The 14,677-nt window shown below is 39.8% G+C and carries 14 protein-coding genes; 9 read left to right on the forward strand and 5 right to left on the reverse strand.

Going from position 1 to position 14,677, the window contains the following annotated elements:
- Window positions 1–108: 108 nt before the first annotated feature.
- The 4 genes from JWR61_RS17100 to JWR61_RS17115 all read right to left on the reverse strand — a co-directional run bounded on the left by JWR61_RS17100 (window position 109) and on the right by JWR61_RS17115 (window position 3,954).
- The gene (locus JWR61_RS17100) at window positions 109–648 is read right to left on the reverse strand and encodes a lysozyme inhibitor LprI family protein (protein ID WP_301928965.1); all 540 of its coding nucleotides are present in this window, start codon (window positions 646–648) and stop codon (window positions 109–111) included.
- Window positions 649–734: 86 nt separating this feature from the next.
- On the reverse strand, window positions 735–1,109 hold the full coding sequence (locus JWR61_RS17105) for a TlpA disulfide reductase family protein (RefSeq protein ID WP_301928966.1): 375 nt from the start codon (window positions 1,107–1,109) through the stop codon (window positions 735–737).
- A 143-nt stretch (window positions 1,110–1,252) separates the two neighbouring features.
- Entirely contained in the window at window positions 1,253–2,845 is a 1,593-nt protein-coding gene (pgi, locus tag JWR61_RS17110; protein ID WP_301928967.1) for a glucose-6-phosphate isomerase, read from the reverse strand.
- Between the two features lie 92 nt (window positions 2,846–2,937).
- On the reverse strand, window positions 2,938–3,954 hold the full coding sequence (locus JWR61_RS17115) for a low specificity L-threonine aldolase (RefSeq protein WP_301928968.1): 1,017 nt from the start codon (window positions 3,952–3,954) through the stop codon (window positions 2,938–2,940).
- A 313-nt stretch (window positions 3,955–4,267) separates the two neighbouring features.
- On the opposite strand from JWR61_RS17115, the gene JWR61_RS17120 reads away from it, so the two are divergent.
- The 6 genes from JWR61_RS17120 to JWR61_RS17145 all read left to right on the forward strand — a co-directional run bounded on the left by JWR61_RS17120 (window position 4,268) and on the right by JWR61_RS17145 (window position 10,550).
- Window positions 4,268–5,125: an RNA polymerase sigma factor RpoD/SigA gene (locus JWR61_RS17120; protein ID WP_290338962.1), complete on the forward strand. Its 858-nt coding sequence runs from the start codon at window positions 4,268–4,270 to the stop codon at window positions 5,123–5,125.
- A gap of 156 nt (window positions 5,126–5,281) precedes the next feature.
- Window positions 5,282–6,163 (forward strand): DUF4249 domain-containing protein, encoded by an 882-nt coding sequence (locus tag JWR61_RS17125; RefSeq protein ID WP_301928969.1) that lies wholly within the window; start codon window positions 5,282–5,284, stop codon window positions 6,161–6,163.
- A 175-nt stretch (window positions 6,164–6,338) separates the two neighbouring features.
- On the forward strand, window positions 6,339–7,289 hold the full coding sequence (gene trxB, locus JWR61_RS17130) for a thioredoxin-disulfide reductase (RefSeq protein ID WP_301928970.1): 951 nt from the start codon (window positions 6,339–6,341) through the stop codon (window positions 7,287–7,289).
- Window positions 7,290–7,401: 112 nt separating this feature from the next.
- The gene (locus tag JWR61_RS17135; RefSeq protein ID WP_290338959.1) at window positions 7,402–7,755 is read left to right on the forward strand and encodes a dihydroneopterin aldolase; all 354 of its coding nucleotides are present in this window, start codon (window positions 7,402–7,404) and stop codon (window positions 7,753–7,755) included.
- Window positions 7,752–8,504: a hypothetical protein gene (locus JWR61_RS17140; protein ID WP_301928971.1), complete on the forward strand. Its 753-nt coding sequence runs from the start codon at window positions 7,752–7,754 to the stop codon at window positions 8,502–8,504. Before JWR61_RS17135 ends, JWR61_RS17140 begins: the two co-directional genes overlap by 4 nt.
- A 96-nt stretch (window positions 8,505–8,600) precedes the next feature.
- On the forward strand, window positions 8,601–10,550 hold the full coding sequence (locus tag JWR61_RS17145) for a M1 family metallopeptidase (RefSeq protein ID WP_301928972.1): 1,950 nt from the start codon (window positions 8,601–8,603) through the stop codon (window positions 10,548–10,550).
- Between the two features lie 741 nt (window positions 10,551–11,291).
- Here the strand turns inward: JWR61_RS17145 and JWR61_RS17150 are convergent.
- A complete protein-coding gene (locus JWR61_RS17150; RefSeq protein WP_301928973.1) occupies window positions 11,292–12,650 on the reverse strand; it encodes an MATE family efflux transporter in 1,359 nt (452 codons plus the stop codon).
- Between the two features lie 43 nt (window positions 12,651–12,693).
- On the opposite strand from JWR61_RS17150, the gene JWR61_RS17155 reads away from it, so the two are divergent.
- Genes JWR61_RS17155 through JWR61_RS17165 form a run of 3 tightly spaced genes read left to right on the forward strand, consistent with a single transcriptional unit; the run spans window position 12,694 to window position 14,675 of the window.
- Window positions 12,694–13,521 carry a DUF3822 family protein gene (locus tag JWR61_RS17155; RefSeq protein WP_301928974.1) on the forward strand — a complete coding sequence of 276 codons (828 nt, stop codon included), beginning with the start codon at window positions 12,694–12,696 and terminating at the stop codon, window positions 13,519–13,521.
- Entirely contained in the window at window positions 13,512–14,048 is a 537-nt protein-coding gene (locus JWR61_RS17160; RefSeq protein WP_301928975.1) for an RsmD family RNA methyltransferase, read from the forward strand. The genes JWR61_RS17155 and JWR61_RS17160 overlap by 10 nt, the downstream gene beginning before the upstream one ends.
- Before the next feature lie 51 nt (window positions 14,049–14,099).
- Complete coding sequence (locus JWR61_RS17165; RefSeq protein WP_301928976.1) at window positions 14,100–14,675, forward strand: 5-formyltetrahydrofolate cyclo-ligase; 576 nt, start codon at window positions 14,100–14,102, stop codon at window positions 14,673–14,675.
- Window positions 14,676–14,677: the final 2 nt, after the last annotated feature.

A 14,677-nucleotide genomic window follows, 5' to 3' on the forward strand; every position in this document is an offset into this window, starting at 1 on the left:
CGGCAATTCTGTCACAGACATACACAGCCAGTTATCAAAAGTTTTTCCCACCAATATCTTTTTGGTGAAGTTGAATTATTGGTTTGATTTGTAAATTCAGCAACTGTTTTATTCGTTTTGGGTAGCTCGTGTAAAATGCTCGAAAATAGCAACTGTTCTGCTTTTTACCAGGTTTAGGTAAGCTGAGGATTCTGTAAGTTGTTGCATTGTTCCACCGCCTGCATATGCCTCTTTACTGATGGTCTCAACCAAACTGAATTCACTGTCCCTGAAAGCAATCCAGTTTTTTTGTGCCTGCATCAGCACTTTTTTATCATCGCCTTTTAATGCTGCCAATAACTTTTTATAGTATTTATTCAGCAGGCTGTCGTATAATTTTGCTGTTTCATAAGTCGCATCCGCCATGCTGAAATCAGCAAAGTTAGATGCAAGATGTTTTTCAAATAATAATTCAATCCTGAATGTATCCAGTGTAAATTCAATTTGAACAATATTGAATTTCGATGCTTTTAACCGCTGTTCCAGTTTCGGAATTTCTTTTTCTACCTCCTGTTTTATTTTCTTCTCCAGTTCTGCCGTTGTTTTTGATTGAGCTGCAGTTATTGCGCACATTAAGATGAATACAATAAACAGTATTGGATGTTTCATACTTGTTGGATTTACTTTAAACATTACATGCTATTTTTTTATTTAAAGTAATTAATTTAAAAATGCAGAACCTAAAAATTGCAGGGTTATTGAATTATCTCTCTAATAGCCGCAGAAAGTTCATTTTCATTAAGAGCCGATTTTTTTGCAGTAACCAATTCTCCGGCAGCATTATAAAAATAAGTTACAGGCACAGCTTCAATACCTAAATCGGTAAATGGTTTAGATGAGTGAACATACAATAACTGGTAATTATTTTTTTGCCTGAAGGCTGCTATTTTTTCTGGTGATTCATCTGAGATCAGAACAATATTGACCTTGTCGCCAAATTGTTTTCCAGCCTTTTCAAAACCAGGAATTTCCTGTAAACAAGGCCCACACCAGGTACCCCAAAAGTTAAGCACCATCGGCTTGTTGGCTAAAGCTTTTAAGGCAATTTCTTTTCCATTCAGGTCTTGCAATACAAGGCCTGCAGCATTGATTGAGGGAGGCGTAGGGTGTTTGATTTTTCTTTCTATAAAAAATCCGACCGAAATCAGCAACACAACAAATAACAATACCATCCTGGTTTTGCTCATACTTTTGCTATTATATGAAAGCGTTTTTACCGCATCTGTTTAAACAAATTGATTAAGCCGTTAGTTGATGAATCATGCGAGCTTACAGGATCAGCAGTTTCAAGCTCCGGCAGTATTTTTTTTGCAAGTACTTTACCCAGTTCAACTCCAAACTGATCAAAACTAAAAATATTCCAGATTACACCCTGCACAAAAATTTTATGCTCGTATAAGGCAATCAGTTGCCCTAAAGTATGCGGTGTAATTTTTTTAATTAAAAAAGAGTTGGTTGGCCTGTTACCGGTAAAAGTTCTGTACGGATCTTTATCCTGACTGCCATTCATTAAAGCTTCAGTTTGGGCAAAAAAGTTACTCAGTAAGATATTATGATGTTCACCGATCGGGTTATGACTGATGGCAGGAGCAATAAAGTCGCAGGGAATTTTTTGTGTGCCCTGGTGAATCAACTGGTAAAAAGCATGTTGTCCGTTGGTACCAGGTTCACCCCAGATAACTGGTCCGGTTGCATATTCAACTGAGTGGCCATTCCGGTCAACATATTTGCCATTGCTTTCCATATTGCCCTGTTGAAAATAGGCGGCAAAACGATGCATGTACTGATCATAAGGAAGAATAGCTTCTGAAGCAGTTCCATTAAAATTGGTATGCCATATGCCAACCAGCGCCATTAACACCGGAATATTTTTTTCAAAAGCCGTTGTTGCAAAATGAACATCTGTCTGGTGAGCACCTTTCAGCAAGGCTTCAAAATTATCATATCCAATAGTAAGAGCTATGGATAAACCGATAGCGCTCCACAAACTGTAACGGCCACCAACCCAATCCCAAAAAACAAACATGTTTTCCGGGGCGATGCCGAATTTTACAACATCAGTTTCATTGGTACTAAGTGCTGCAAAATGTTTGGCCACATGCGTTTTATCAATTGCATGATGTAAAAACCAATCCCTTGCAGTATGCGCATTGGTCATGGTTTCCTGCGTGGTAAAAGTTTTTGACGCGATCAGAAAGATCGTTTCTTCCGGCGTCACTTTTTTCAGCGTTTCGGCAATATGCGTTCCATCAATATTACTTACAAAATAAGTTTCAATACCATCTACCCAATAAGGTTTCAATGCCTCTGTAACCATAACAGGGCCAAGATCACTGCCACCAATTCCAATGTTGACAATGTATTTTATTTTTTTGCCGGTATATCCCTTCCATTCACCAGAATGAATTTTGCCGCAAAAACTTTTCATTTGTTGCTGTACTTTAATTACATCTGGCATAACGTCTCTGCCATCCGTAATAACAGGTTTACCTGAAAAATTTCTAAGTGCCGTATGCAATACAGCCCGGTTTTCAGTTGCATTGATTTTTTCGCCGGCAAACATGGCGGTGACGGCATCCCCCAATTGGCAGTCAACCGCTAACTTGAGAAGAAGCTGTAATGTTTTTGCTGAAATATTATTTTTTGAATAATCAAATACAATATCATCTGTTGTTATAGAAAATTGATTGAAACGATCGGGGCTGGCAGCAAATAAGTCTTTCGTTTGAACAGTTTTCATTTCAGCATAATGCTGTTGTAAAGCCTGCCACGATTCGGTGCCAATGGGGTTAATTTTTGGAAACATTGTTTATATTTTTAATGGATTAAGAACCTTGGGACAAAGTTAACTGATGTGTGTTTGCGAATAATAATCTTGCCGAAATGATGCAGTTATATTTATAAAGTACCTATGATATTGATTAGATTTTTTACCATCTCAGTTGTTATATCAAGATGAGTAACCATTCGTACCTGTGTGGTCGAAATAGGCATTACCTGGATACCAAATTCAGCCAACTTATCTGCAAGCGATTTAGGTGAAAAAGGAGCCAGCACTTCAAAAATAATGATGTTGGTTTCAACCGGCATTATTTCGCCCACCCAATTTTTCTTTGTCAGCGCACCGGTGATTTGTTGAGCATGAAAGTGGTCTTCCGCCAACCTGTCAATATTATTTTCCAATGCATAAATGCCTGCTGCCGCCAAATATCCCGCTTGCCGCATTCCGCCGCCAAATACCTTTCTTACACGGCGAGCCTTTTGAATATAATCCTTAGTGCCGAGGAGTACACTGCCAACGGGCGTCCCTAGTCCTTTGCTCAGGCAGATGGAAATGCTGTCAAAAATTTCTCCGTATTGTGAAGCAGTTTCCTTCTTTGCTACCATCGCATTCCACAGCCGTGCGCCATCCAGGTGCAACTTCAAATTATTTTGTGAACAAACTTCCTTAATTTGTTGAATATCAGCAAAACTGTAGCACGATCCACCACCTCTGTTTGCTGTATTTTCCAAGCTTACTAAACTCGTTCTGGCCTTATGAATATCAGATGGGTTAACGGCTTCACTGACCGCCAGGGCGTGTAATCTTCCCCTGTCACCCTTAATTGCCTTTACCTGGCACCCGCTATTGAAGGCGATTCCGCCGCCTTCATAAATATACACGTGACTCAGGTTTTCGCAGATGACTTCGTCTCCCGGCTGGGTATGTACCTTAATAGCTATTTGGTTGGTCATAGTTCCACTGGGACAAAAAAGACCGGCTTCCATTTTGAACATTTCGGCAGCCATATGTTCCAGCTTATTTACCGAGGGGTCTTCTCCAAACACGTCGTCCCCAACGGAAGCCGTAAACATAGCCTCCAGCATGGCAGGGGAGGGTTTGGTAAAAGTATCAGAGCGTAAATCAGTTATCATGCTGCAAATGTAAGTGACAATGCAGTTGAATTTAAAGGCCGGTGTAAATTTTGCACTGTTCCATTCAACGAAAAGGTTGCAACCCACAGCATAAAATGGCGAACTCCACGTTTTAAATTAAGCCGAAGGATCAGGTGCAATAAATCATGATTTATATCATTGTTTTTTTGATTTACACTATGAATTGCCGATTCTTAGACGTACATTTGCACTATTTTTATGAAATTCTTTGCAGATTAACTAATTTTTTGCAACTATTTCTTCAACATTACTGTCTAATGACCGTTATATATTTCTGAATTAAAACAAGCAAATGAGGCAACTTAAGATCGCAACGCAGATTACCAACCGTGACTCACAGGCGGTTGAAAAATACCTGCAGGAAATTTCAAAAATTTCGATGATCACTCCGGAAGAGGAGACGATCCTGGCCCAAAAAATAAAAATGGGCGATCAGCGTGCACTGGATAAACTGGTACAGGCGAATTTGCGTTTTGTGGTATCCGTTGCAAAACAATACCAGCACCAGGGGCTTTCATTGAGCGATTTGATCAATGAGGGTAATCTTGGGTTGATTAAAGCGGCGCAAAGATTTGATGAAACAAAAGGTTTTAAATTTATTTCTTACGCAGTTTGGTGGATCCGCCAATCTATATTGCAAGCGTTAGCCGAACAGGGACGTTTGGTTCGTTTGCCACAGAACAAAATCGGTACCTATAATAAGGCCAATAAAGCTTATATGGCTTTTGAACAGGAGCATGAGCGTGAACCTTCGACAGAGGAACTGGCAGAATTACTTGAAATGAGTGAAACCGAAATCAACAATATTTTCCAAAGCAATACCCGTCATACTTCACTGGATGCTCCCGTACATGAAGCAGAAGACGTAGCAATGGGCGACTTGTTAAAAGGAGGTGCCGAAACGGATGAAGATGTAATGCACGACTCACTGCGCAATGAAATACGCAGGGTATTGAAATCATTAAGTCCACGTGAAGCTGAGATAGTAAACGCATACTTTGGTTTGGATGGCGAAAATGGTGTTACTATTGAGCAAATAGGTCAGAAATATGATCTTACTAAAGAACGTATCCGCCAGATAAAAGAAAGGGCTATTAAACGACTACAGAAAGCCAGGTATAGCGGTGCTTTAAAGGCATACCTGGGATAAATATATTTACCTTAATTGAAAATCCCCGCTGATATTATCTCCGGGGATTTTTTTTTAATTTAAAAGTAAGCATAACAAACATTCATTGATTGCAGATGTTACAACGCTGCATATGCTTATGTGAAAAGTGTGTGTTATAAAATTGATTTGTATTGTATGAAGAAGTTAGTCATTCCTTTTATCCTTTGTGTTTTGTTGTTCTCCTGCGAGAAAGATATCAACTTCAATCTGAATGCAGCACCAACAGTTTTGGTAGTAGACGCACAAATTGAAAATGGTAAAGCGCCAATTGTGGTTTTGAACAACAGTTTTTCTTTTTTTGATTCCATTAATCCGCAATTACTTTCCAAGTCATTTGTACACAATGCCATTGTTACAATCTCCAATGGTACGCTTACTCACCAACTTAAAGAATATACTTACCGGGTTACACCCGGCATCAGTGTTTACTTGTATAGTATCGATTCATCCAATCTGTCAACAGCCTTCACAGGCCAGTTGAATACAAGCTATACTTTACATATTATCACAGAAGGAAAAGATTATACCGCAACTACAAGCATCCCTTCCCTGGCAAAAAAAGTAGATTCTTTATGGTGGAAACCGGCGCCTTTTGCTAAAGACACCAACGATGTTGTATTGTTCCTGAAAGCTACAGACCCACCGGGCCTGGGTAATTACGTGAGGTACTTCACAAAGAAAAACCAGGGGCAGTTCTTACCCGGCGACAATTCGGTATTCGACGATCAGGTGATCGATGGCACTACCTATCAGTTCCAGATTGAACCCGGCATTGACAGGAATAATAAAGTTTCTTTCGACAGCAACTATTTTAAAAGAGGAGATACGATCTCTATGAAGCTTTGTAATATTGACAAGGCTGCTTATACCTTTTGGAGTACCTGGGAATTTGCGTATCAAAGTATCGGCAACCCGTTTGCCCAACCTAATAAGGTAATTGGTAATCTGAGTAATGGTGCATTGGGCGCCTTTTACGGGTATGCCGCAGACTACAAGACATTGATTGTTCCGAAATAGATATGCTTCCAAACAAGGCAATTAGTTGATAGAATTCTGCTATTAATTAGGGTCAATAACGCTTTATAAGAATAATAAACCGGTGTACACGCTATCAAGTCATTTCATTTTATATAACAAATAATCGTGTAAATTTGCGACGCCTGAGAAACAATTGACCGGCAATAAGAAAAATATGGAAAATCAAACAGCAGAAAAAGTTCATTGTTTAATCATAGGTTCCGGACCGGCAGGCTACACAGCTGCCATTTATGCCAGCAGAGCAGGATTAAAACCAGTATTATACCAGGGAATACAACCTGGGGGCCAGTTAACTATTACTACCGAAGTTGAAAATTATCCCGGTTATCCTGAAGGAATACAGGGCCCGGATATGATGGTGAATTTTGAGAACCAGGCGAAAAGAATGGGAGCGGATATCCGCTATGGACTTGCTACCAGAGTAGATTTTACAGCCCAGCCTTATAAAATCGAAATTGACGAAGAAAAGTGGATTGAAGCAGATGCGGTTATTATTTCAACTGGCGCTTCGGCCAAATGGCTGGGCATAGAAAGCGAGCAGCGCCTTAACGGGTATGGGGTAAGTGCCTGTGCTGTGTGTGATGGTTTTTTCTTTAAAGGCAAAGAAGTGGCCATTGTCGGCGCCGGAGACACTGCTGCTGAGGAAGCATTGTATCTTTCCAATATCTGTTTGCATGTGCACATGATTGTTAGAAAAGGAGAGATGCGTGCCAGCAAGGTAATGCAAACAAGGGTGTTGAATACAAAGAATATAACCGTTTACTGGCACAGTGAAACCGATGAAATTGTAGGAGAAAAAAAGGTAGAAGCAGTGCGCATAAAAAACAATGAAACCGGGGAAAAATCAACTATCCCTGTTAGTGCTTTTTTTGTTGCAATCGGTCACCATCCTAATAGCGATATTTTTAAAGACTGGATAACTACAGATGAGGCCGGTTATATTGTAACAATTCCGGGCACATCGAAAACAAATATCGAAGGCGTCTTCGCGGCTGGTGATGTGCAGGATAAAATATACCGTCAGGCGGTAACCGCTGCAGGCAGCGGTTGCATGGCTGCCTTGGATGCCGAAAGATATTTAGGTGCAAAAGAACATGTTCATTAAAGCAGCAATTACCTGCATTGAAGAATAGCGTCGCATGATACTGGTGTGGATTTATTGCCGGTTATCAATTGGTTTAATATGTATGTCTTCCGTTCACCTTTAATCATTTTTGATGATTACTATTCACCTGCATAGTCTTATATTTCGGTCTTTTCACGGGATGTTTAAGGAGGAAAAGATACTGGGCAATGATTTTGAAGTAAACATGGATGTCGTAATTGATGCACCGGAAACAATTACCAAACTGCATCAGTCGGTTGACTATGTAGCATTGCACGCCATTATTAAGCAAGTGATGGACGTACCAACTCCCTTGCTGGAAACGGTTGTGCAGGAATTAGCTGAGCGGGTCGGGGGCTTTGACAAGAAAATAAAAACCGTTAGTGTTAGCGTTAAAAAATTAAATCCGCCGATTACCAATTTCCAGGGAACTGTGGGTATTAGTTATTCCAAAGCATTCTCATGATAAAAACAATAGTGTTTGTATTTTCTTTACTGTACTGTTTCCTGGCAGCTGCCCAGGATATCGGCCTGTTGCTCAAAGAAGCCAACAGGTTTGAAGCGATTCCCAATGAAAATGCTGCTTTTATTACCTATAAGCAGATACTACAATTACAGCCTACTAACATCAATGCACTCAATAAATGCAGCGAATTGTGCAGCAGAATCGGAAAACGGCAAGCAGATAAAGCTGTTACGAATGATTATTATAAAGCTGCGTTGATGTATGCCGACGCTGCCTTAAAAATAGATCCCAACAATGCTGAATCTAACTGCGTTATGGCGATTGCGCTGGGCAGAAGTTCTCTGAATAAAAGCGGTAAAGAAAAGATTTCAACTGCCAAAGAAATCCGGAAGTACGTTGATATTGCCATAAAAAATGATCCGCGTAATTTTAAAGCCTGGCATGTATTAGGGAGATGGAATTTTGAATTAAGTGAATTAAATATTATTGAGCGTACTGCGGCAAAATTATTATATGGCACTATACCCGTTGGTACCATCAGCGGGGCCATCGCAGCTTTTGAAAAATCCAACAGTATCACCGCCGGTTTTATTCTAAACTATTTTGAACTGGCAAGAGCGTATCAAAAAAATGATGAAGACAGCAAGGCTATCGCCATTCTGAACAAAATGTTGTCGCTCCCCAACCAGACAGAAGATGATCCGCTGATAAAAGCAGATGGGAGAAAATTGTTGAAACAACTTCAGTAATTCCATTTTTAAGTCTGAGAAACTTAGTGAGCCGTTATCGTTAATATCATCTTTTAAAAACTTTTTTAAATTACTTTTAAATATTAAAATCAATATATGATACAAAAATGTTTCTCTGTTGTGCTGTTGCTTACCTTCTATTTGGCCGGATTCTCCCAGGATAAATTTGCATCTGCCTATGATCCGCATGCATTATTTTCTCCCTTGTTTTATCCAAATGGTGAAACCATTACACGGGCTGCATCAGGTGAACCCAATGTTGGCTATTGGCAAAACAGGGCCGACTACAAGATCAGTGCCTCCCTGAATGAATTAACACACCAGGTTTCGGGGACGGTAACAATTACTTACAAAAATAACAGTCCGCATGACCTGCCATTTTTATGGCTGCAGCTGGATCAGAATTTATTTAATAATAAAAGTCGCGGACAGGCGCGTATGCCTGTAGATAGCCGCAGCCGGTATGGTGATGCCAAAAGCGGTTTTAATGGAGGTGACAATATCAGTAACGTACAAATAAATGATGCTTCAGCTAACTATACGATTACGGATACAAGAATGCAGATACGGTTGGCAAAACCAGTTAAAGCAGGTGGCGAGTCAATCAAAATAAAAATGGACTTTTCATTTACGATACCGGAGTACGGAGCTGACCGTTGCGGCATTTTAAAAACGAAGAATGGCGATATTTTTGCTGTTGCCCAGTGGTATCCACGCATGTGCGTATTTGATGAAGTACAGGGATGGAATACATTGCCCTACCTGGGACCGAGCGAGTTTTATCTTGAATACGGCGATTTCGATTTTACCATTACCGTACCGGCAAGCCATATCGTTGTAGCGAGTGGTGAATTGCAAAACGCTTCCGAAGTACTTACTCCCACACAAAACCAACGCTATGAAAGTGCAAAGAAAAGTGATAAGACAATAATAATACGTTCAGAAAAAGAAGTGACGGATCCTGCCTCCAGGCCAAAAGGAACAACGCTTACCTGGCATTATAAAATTACCAATGCAAGAGATGTATCCTGGACTTCTTCGAAAGCATTTATCTGGGATGCGGCAAAAATGAATTTACCGAGTGGCAAAACGTCGCTGGCAATGAGTGTATACCCGGCTGAAAGCAATGGAGACAAAGCATGGGGAAGAGCAACAGAATACACAAAAAAAAGCATTGAGAATTATAGCAAAAGATGGTATGAATTTCCTTACCCTGCGGCTTCCAATGTGGCGAGCAATGTGGGCGGTATGGAATATCCCGGTATTGTTTTCTGCGGATCAAGAGCAACGCAGGAAGGACTTTTCGGTGTTACCGATCATGAGTTCGGGCATACCTGGTTTCCTATGATTGTAGGAAGCAATGAACGCAAATACGGCTGGATGGATGAAGGCTTTAATACATTTATCAATTCACTGGCGCATGATGATTTTAATAATGGTGAATATAAAGAAGAGCCGAAAAATATGCAGCAGATGGCGCAATATCTTTTTAACCCTAATAGTGAAGCTATTTTAAACACCCCCGATGCGATGAAGGAAGCCAATATTGGTACTGCTTTGTATTTTAAACCCGGATATGGGTTGGAATTGTTGCGCAACGAAATTTTGGGACCAGACAGGTTTGATTATGCCTTCAGGTTGTACATTCAGCGCTGGGCTTTCAAACATCCGACACCCTGGGATTTTTTCAGAACAATGGACAATGCAGCGGGTGAAGACCTGAGCTGGTTTTGGAAAGGATGGTTCCTGGAAAATTACAAGCTTGACCAGGCCATAGAATCTGTGAAATACGAAAAAGATTCAGAGGCAAATGGTGCAATTGTAACAATTGCGAATCTAGACCAGATGGCAATGCCGGTAACGTTGGCTTACGAAACTGTCAGCGGAAAAAAAGATGTTATCAGGCTACCTGTTGAAGTTTGGAACAATACCCATACCTGGAAGGTAAAATTACCCACAACAGAAAAACTGGTGAGTGTTGTGTTAGACCCTAACAAGATTCTGCCTGATATGGACGCAACAAACAATAGCTGGAAATCAAATTAGTAGTAAGAAAATAGTAGGAAAAGCTGCAAAGAAATTTGCGGCTTTTTTTTATGCACTGTCTAAAACTAATAAAGAGTTATCCCCGGGACATATGTCGCTAAACCAAAAACTTCCACAGCTGTATTTTTAAACCGCTGTGGAAGTCAATTTCAATCACCGGCATGCACCGGCTGATTCAGGATTACATTTAGCCTGGCTATTTTACAGAAACCATAAAAAAGATATTTCCTGACTAAAGCTTTGCCATCGTCGCTTTTAAGGGCATAGGCTAGGGGTATCGGATTGTTGGTTTTGGATCATCATCGCTTCTTACAGCATAGATCTAGATATTGGGTTGACTGGTTTTTATGAGGCGATGCTGTATGCCCCGCATCAGATATTGGTTTTATTAGTTTTTGGGCCATCGTCGCTTTTAACAGCATAAGCCCGGTTTCCTGTAATTGCAGCTTCAAAAAACATTGCTGCCGGATATTGGTTCAATCGGTTTGGCTTTATACCTTTCCTTTCTGAGACAAAGTTGCACCCCTTAAAGTTGCTGAACAAGAGCAGCATTACTGAATTACTATAGTCAATTTATTACCCGGGGTAGCTTCATCCTGAACATTGCAGTAAAGGATGTTCTTGTATAAGATAACATTATGTTATAGAAGACTATTTAGTTTTTTTTGCAATGAAAGCATCGCCCATTAGCCAAAAAATAAAATTGCAGTCAATTGTCTATTGATAAAAAAATGGAGCGGCCTAGCGGATACTGGTTTTCCATTTTCCGCTTTTAAGAAAAGTGAAGGAAAGAATAAATATGGTCGACCAGTAGATCAATTCATTGCTCCATGCTACGGTAAGATTGATATAATGAATTTTCATGAATATCCAGGTGTAGATAAGATAACAGGTAATGGCAACTATTTCAATCATTAAATTCACCGTTGTTTTGCCGGTACCGGTAACCCCATTTAGCCATATGTTGGCAATACTCATCACCAGCAAACCGCAACTCACCATTCGTATTACTGGTATGCCTGCCTTTACAAATTCTTTACCCTGGCCAAACAAGCTAAAAAATGCAGCAGGAAAAAGGTTGACGAGTAAGCACATAAAAGCACACAAGCCAAAGCACCAGAGCATAATACGTTTAATGGCTTCCAGCACTTTGTCCTCTCTTTTTTGCCCCATTAAATTACTCACCATTACATTACAGGTGCCTGCAAAAGCCCATACAAAGACTCCGGTTAAGCCAAACACATTCCGCATGGTATTACTGATAGCTTTTGCTGTCTGATCGTGCAAAGCTTCAATAAAAATAAAAAACACCAGCCAGGTGGTAACACTGATCACATACTGTGTAATCAGTGGCGTAGAAATCCGAATAATTTCCCGGGTAGTAGATTTATCATACTTAAAAGTAGTAAGCACCCCGTACTCCTTCTTTAAGCCAGATTTATAAATTACAAATAACAATACGATCAAACCGCAAGCTTCGGCTATTACAGAAGCGACAGCAGCCCCGTTAAAACCCATAGCAGGCAAACCCCAGTGACCATAAATAAGTAAATAATCCAGTAGTATATTGACGGCGGCTTCGGCAATAAAACCAATCATAAGGTAGCGGCTGTTAAGCGAAGCCACCAGGAATGCATTGCCCATTTGAAACAGGTACAAAAAAGGCAAACCCAAAATACGGATTTTTAAAAAATACATCTCCTGCGGATAAGCCAGCGGGTCAGCAACCTGCTGCAATATAAATGGCGCAATAAACCAGGTAACACAAATACCAGCGACCGCCAACTGAAGGCTGATGCGTATAGCCTGCGCCAATATCACTTTAAAAGCATTGGAATTGTCAGCCCCGGCATATCTGCTGAATTCTGACTGCAGGCCATTGTTAAGGCCGTTTCCGGCAACTGCAAATATTAAATAAAAAACGCCGGTAATACCTGCATTACCTAAAGCAGAAATGCTAAGATTGCCCAGGAATATACTATTGGTAAGCATATTAATTTGGGGAACAATTATGGCCAGGGTAATGGGCAGGGCTATGGAAAGTATCTGTTTATTGGTTACGGTTACTTTTAAATCTTTTATTGGTGCTGTTACTTCCATAAGTTGGCAAATTTATCTTATTTTGCCAGCCTAAACACACATTTTGATTTCAACTTTCAATATACTGACCGATGTACCGGATACTGCAGGATGCAGTTTATTTGTCGAGCTAAGTGGTCAGGGCATTTCTTACTGGGCATTATCTGCAGACAACAGTTGTTTTGCGCTATCAGTTTATCATTTCAGTGCTGCCACAACAAACGACAAAGCAGCGGATTATTTTAAAGACATTGTAAGCGAACAACCGTTGCTTCGCCAATCGTTTAAAAAAATAAGTATTATTTACGCTTTTTCTGAGGCTTTACTTGTGCCGGCCCGTTTTGTAAATACTGCAACTGATACAGAAATGCTGAACCTTGTTTATGGAGAAGATGATGAAAGCGTTAGCAAAAGCGATTTGATATACCAGCTTAATCTGCAAAATATTTACCGCATTCCAAAATCTGTAGAAGAAGTGGTAGCAAATTTATATCCATCCGCTGCGCACTGGCATTTATATTCCATATTATCCGGTGCAAAAAAGGATACCATTAATTTGTTGTATTGTATTTTTAGTACTAACCATTTTATGGTGCAATTAATAAAAAATGGTCAGCTTCAAATCATCCAGCAATTTGACTACAAGTTACCTGAGGATGCGGCTTATTATTTATTAAGTGTTTGTGAACAGTTTGGAGCGCCATTGAAGGAGACGGAAGTGGTATTAAATGGAATGATTGACCAGGAGTCTGCTTTATACAAGGAATTAAAAAAATATTTGCCGGAGATCAGGTTCTGCTCACTACCCGAAACATTTACTTATGATGAAGGAATAAAAAATTATGCTCCGCATTATTTTAGTCATTTATTTGAAATTGCAGCATGCGTATAATCAGCGGCATTCACGGTGGCAGAAAAATAAATCCACCTGCGAACATGCCTTACACCAGGCCAACTACAGATATTGCCAAAGAGGGTTTGTTTAATATCATTCAGAATAACCTTGATATTGATGGACTTAAAACACTGGATCTTTTTGGTGGCACTGGTAGTATCAGTTACGAACTTGCCAGCAGGGGAGCAGCGGACTTAACCATTGTTGAAAAAGACAATAACATGTTTGACTTTATAAAAAAAACTTCAGCTTCCCTGGCACTGGAAAATTTTAAACTGGTTAAGTCAGATGTTTTTAAATTTATCGACAATTGCGCTGATCAGTTTGATTTCATTTTTGCAGGCCCGCCCTACGCGTTGGGAACTATTGACGAACTTCCTAAAAAAATATTTGACAAAGGTTTACTTAAAACAAAAGGCTGGTTTGTGCTGGAACATACGCCGCGTAATGACTATAAAAAGTTTGATCACTACCACGCCGAACGCAATTACGGCACTACAATCTTTTCTATCTTTATCCAATAAAATTGTTTCTTCCAGATTATTTTAATTGTTGTCCAAATCTTACAAACAACGATGTACAAGAGTGAAATCAGGAATCTTTATAAAACGAAAAGACAACAACTTTCTTTTTCTGAGAGGGAGAAAATGAGTGACTTGATGCTGATTCATTTTCAACGGTTGCCTATTGACATCCCGACAATAATACTTACCTACTCCCCGTTTGAAAAAATGTCAGAATTTGATCCTCAATTGATTACAGATTATTGCTTCTTTAAAAATAGAGATATAAAATTACTCTATCCGGTTATGATGAATGATCAAAACCAATGCGAAATGCAGGCAGTTTTGGTAGATGATGACAGTTATTTTGAAACCAATAAATATGGAATTGACGAGCCTGTCTGTTGCACTGCCGTCCCTGCAGCTGAAATAGAGCTGTCCATTATTCCCTTAATAAGTTTTGACAAAACTGGCAACAGGGTAGGTTATGGCAAGGGGTATTATGACCGTTTTTTAAATAAATGCAGGCCCAAAAATATCAAAATAGGCTTTAGTTATTTTGATGCCATAGACGTTATTGACGACGTAAATCCGTACGATATCAGGCTGGATTATTGCATTACACCCGAACGTATATTTACATTCTAAAA

Source organism: Ferruginibacter sp., from assembly GCF_028288465.1.
Taxonomy (GTDB): domain Bacteria; phylum Bacteroidota; class Bacteroidia; order Chitinophagales; family Chitinophagaceae; genus Ferruginibacter.

Bases quoted from the DNA above. Each gene is read 5' to 3' on its own strand.
- JWR61_RS17100 (WP_301928965.1), bottom strand. From the start codon at position 648: ATGAAACATCCAATACTGTTTATTGTATTCATCTTAATGTGCGCAATA.
- pgi (WP_301928967.1), bottom strand. From the start codon at position 2,845: ATGTTTCCAAAAATTAACCCCATTGGCACCGAATCGTGGCAGGCTTTA.
- JWR61_RS17115 (WP_301928968.1), bottom strand. From the start codon at position 3,954: ATGATAACTGATTTACGCTCTGATACTTTTACCAAACCCTCCCCTGCC.
- JWR61_RS17120 (WP_290338962.1), top strand. From the start codon at position 4,268: ATGAGGCAACTTAAGATCGCAACGCAGATTACCAACCGTGACTCACAG.
- JWR61_RS17125 (WP_301928969.1), top strand. From the start codon at position 5,282: ATGAAGAAGTTAGTCATTCCTTTTATCCTTTGTGTTTTGTTGTTCTCC.
- trxB (WP_301928970.1), top strand. From the start codon at position 6,339: ATGGAAAATCAAACAGCAGAAAAAGTTCATTGTTTAATCATAGGTTCC.
- JWR61_RS17135 (WP_290338959.1), top strand. From the start codon at position 7,402: ATGATTACTATTCACCTGCATAGTCTTATATTTCGGTCTTTTCACGGG.
- JWR61_RS17140 (WP_301928971.1), top strand. From the start codon at position 7,752: ATGATAAAAACAATAGTGTTTGTATTTTCTTTACTGTACTGTTTCCTG.
- JWR61_RS17145 (WP_301928972.1), top strand. From the start codon at position 8,601: ATGATACAAAAATGTTTCTCTGTTGTGCTGTTGCTTACCTTCTATTTG.
- JWR61_RS17150 (WP_301928973.1), bottom strand. From the start codon at position 12,650: ATGGAAGTAACAGCACCAATAAAAGATTTAAAAGTAACCGTAACCAAT.
- JWR61_RS17160 (WP_301928975.1), top strand. From the start codon at position 13,512: ATGCGTATAATCAGCGGCATTCACGGTGGCAGAAAAATAAATCCACCT.
- JWR61_RS17165 (WP_301928976.1), top strand. From the start codon at position 14,100: ATGTACAAGAGTGAAATCAGGAATCTTTATAAAACGAAAAGACAACAA.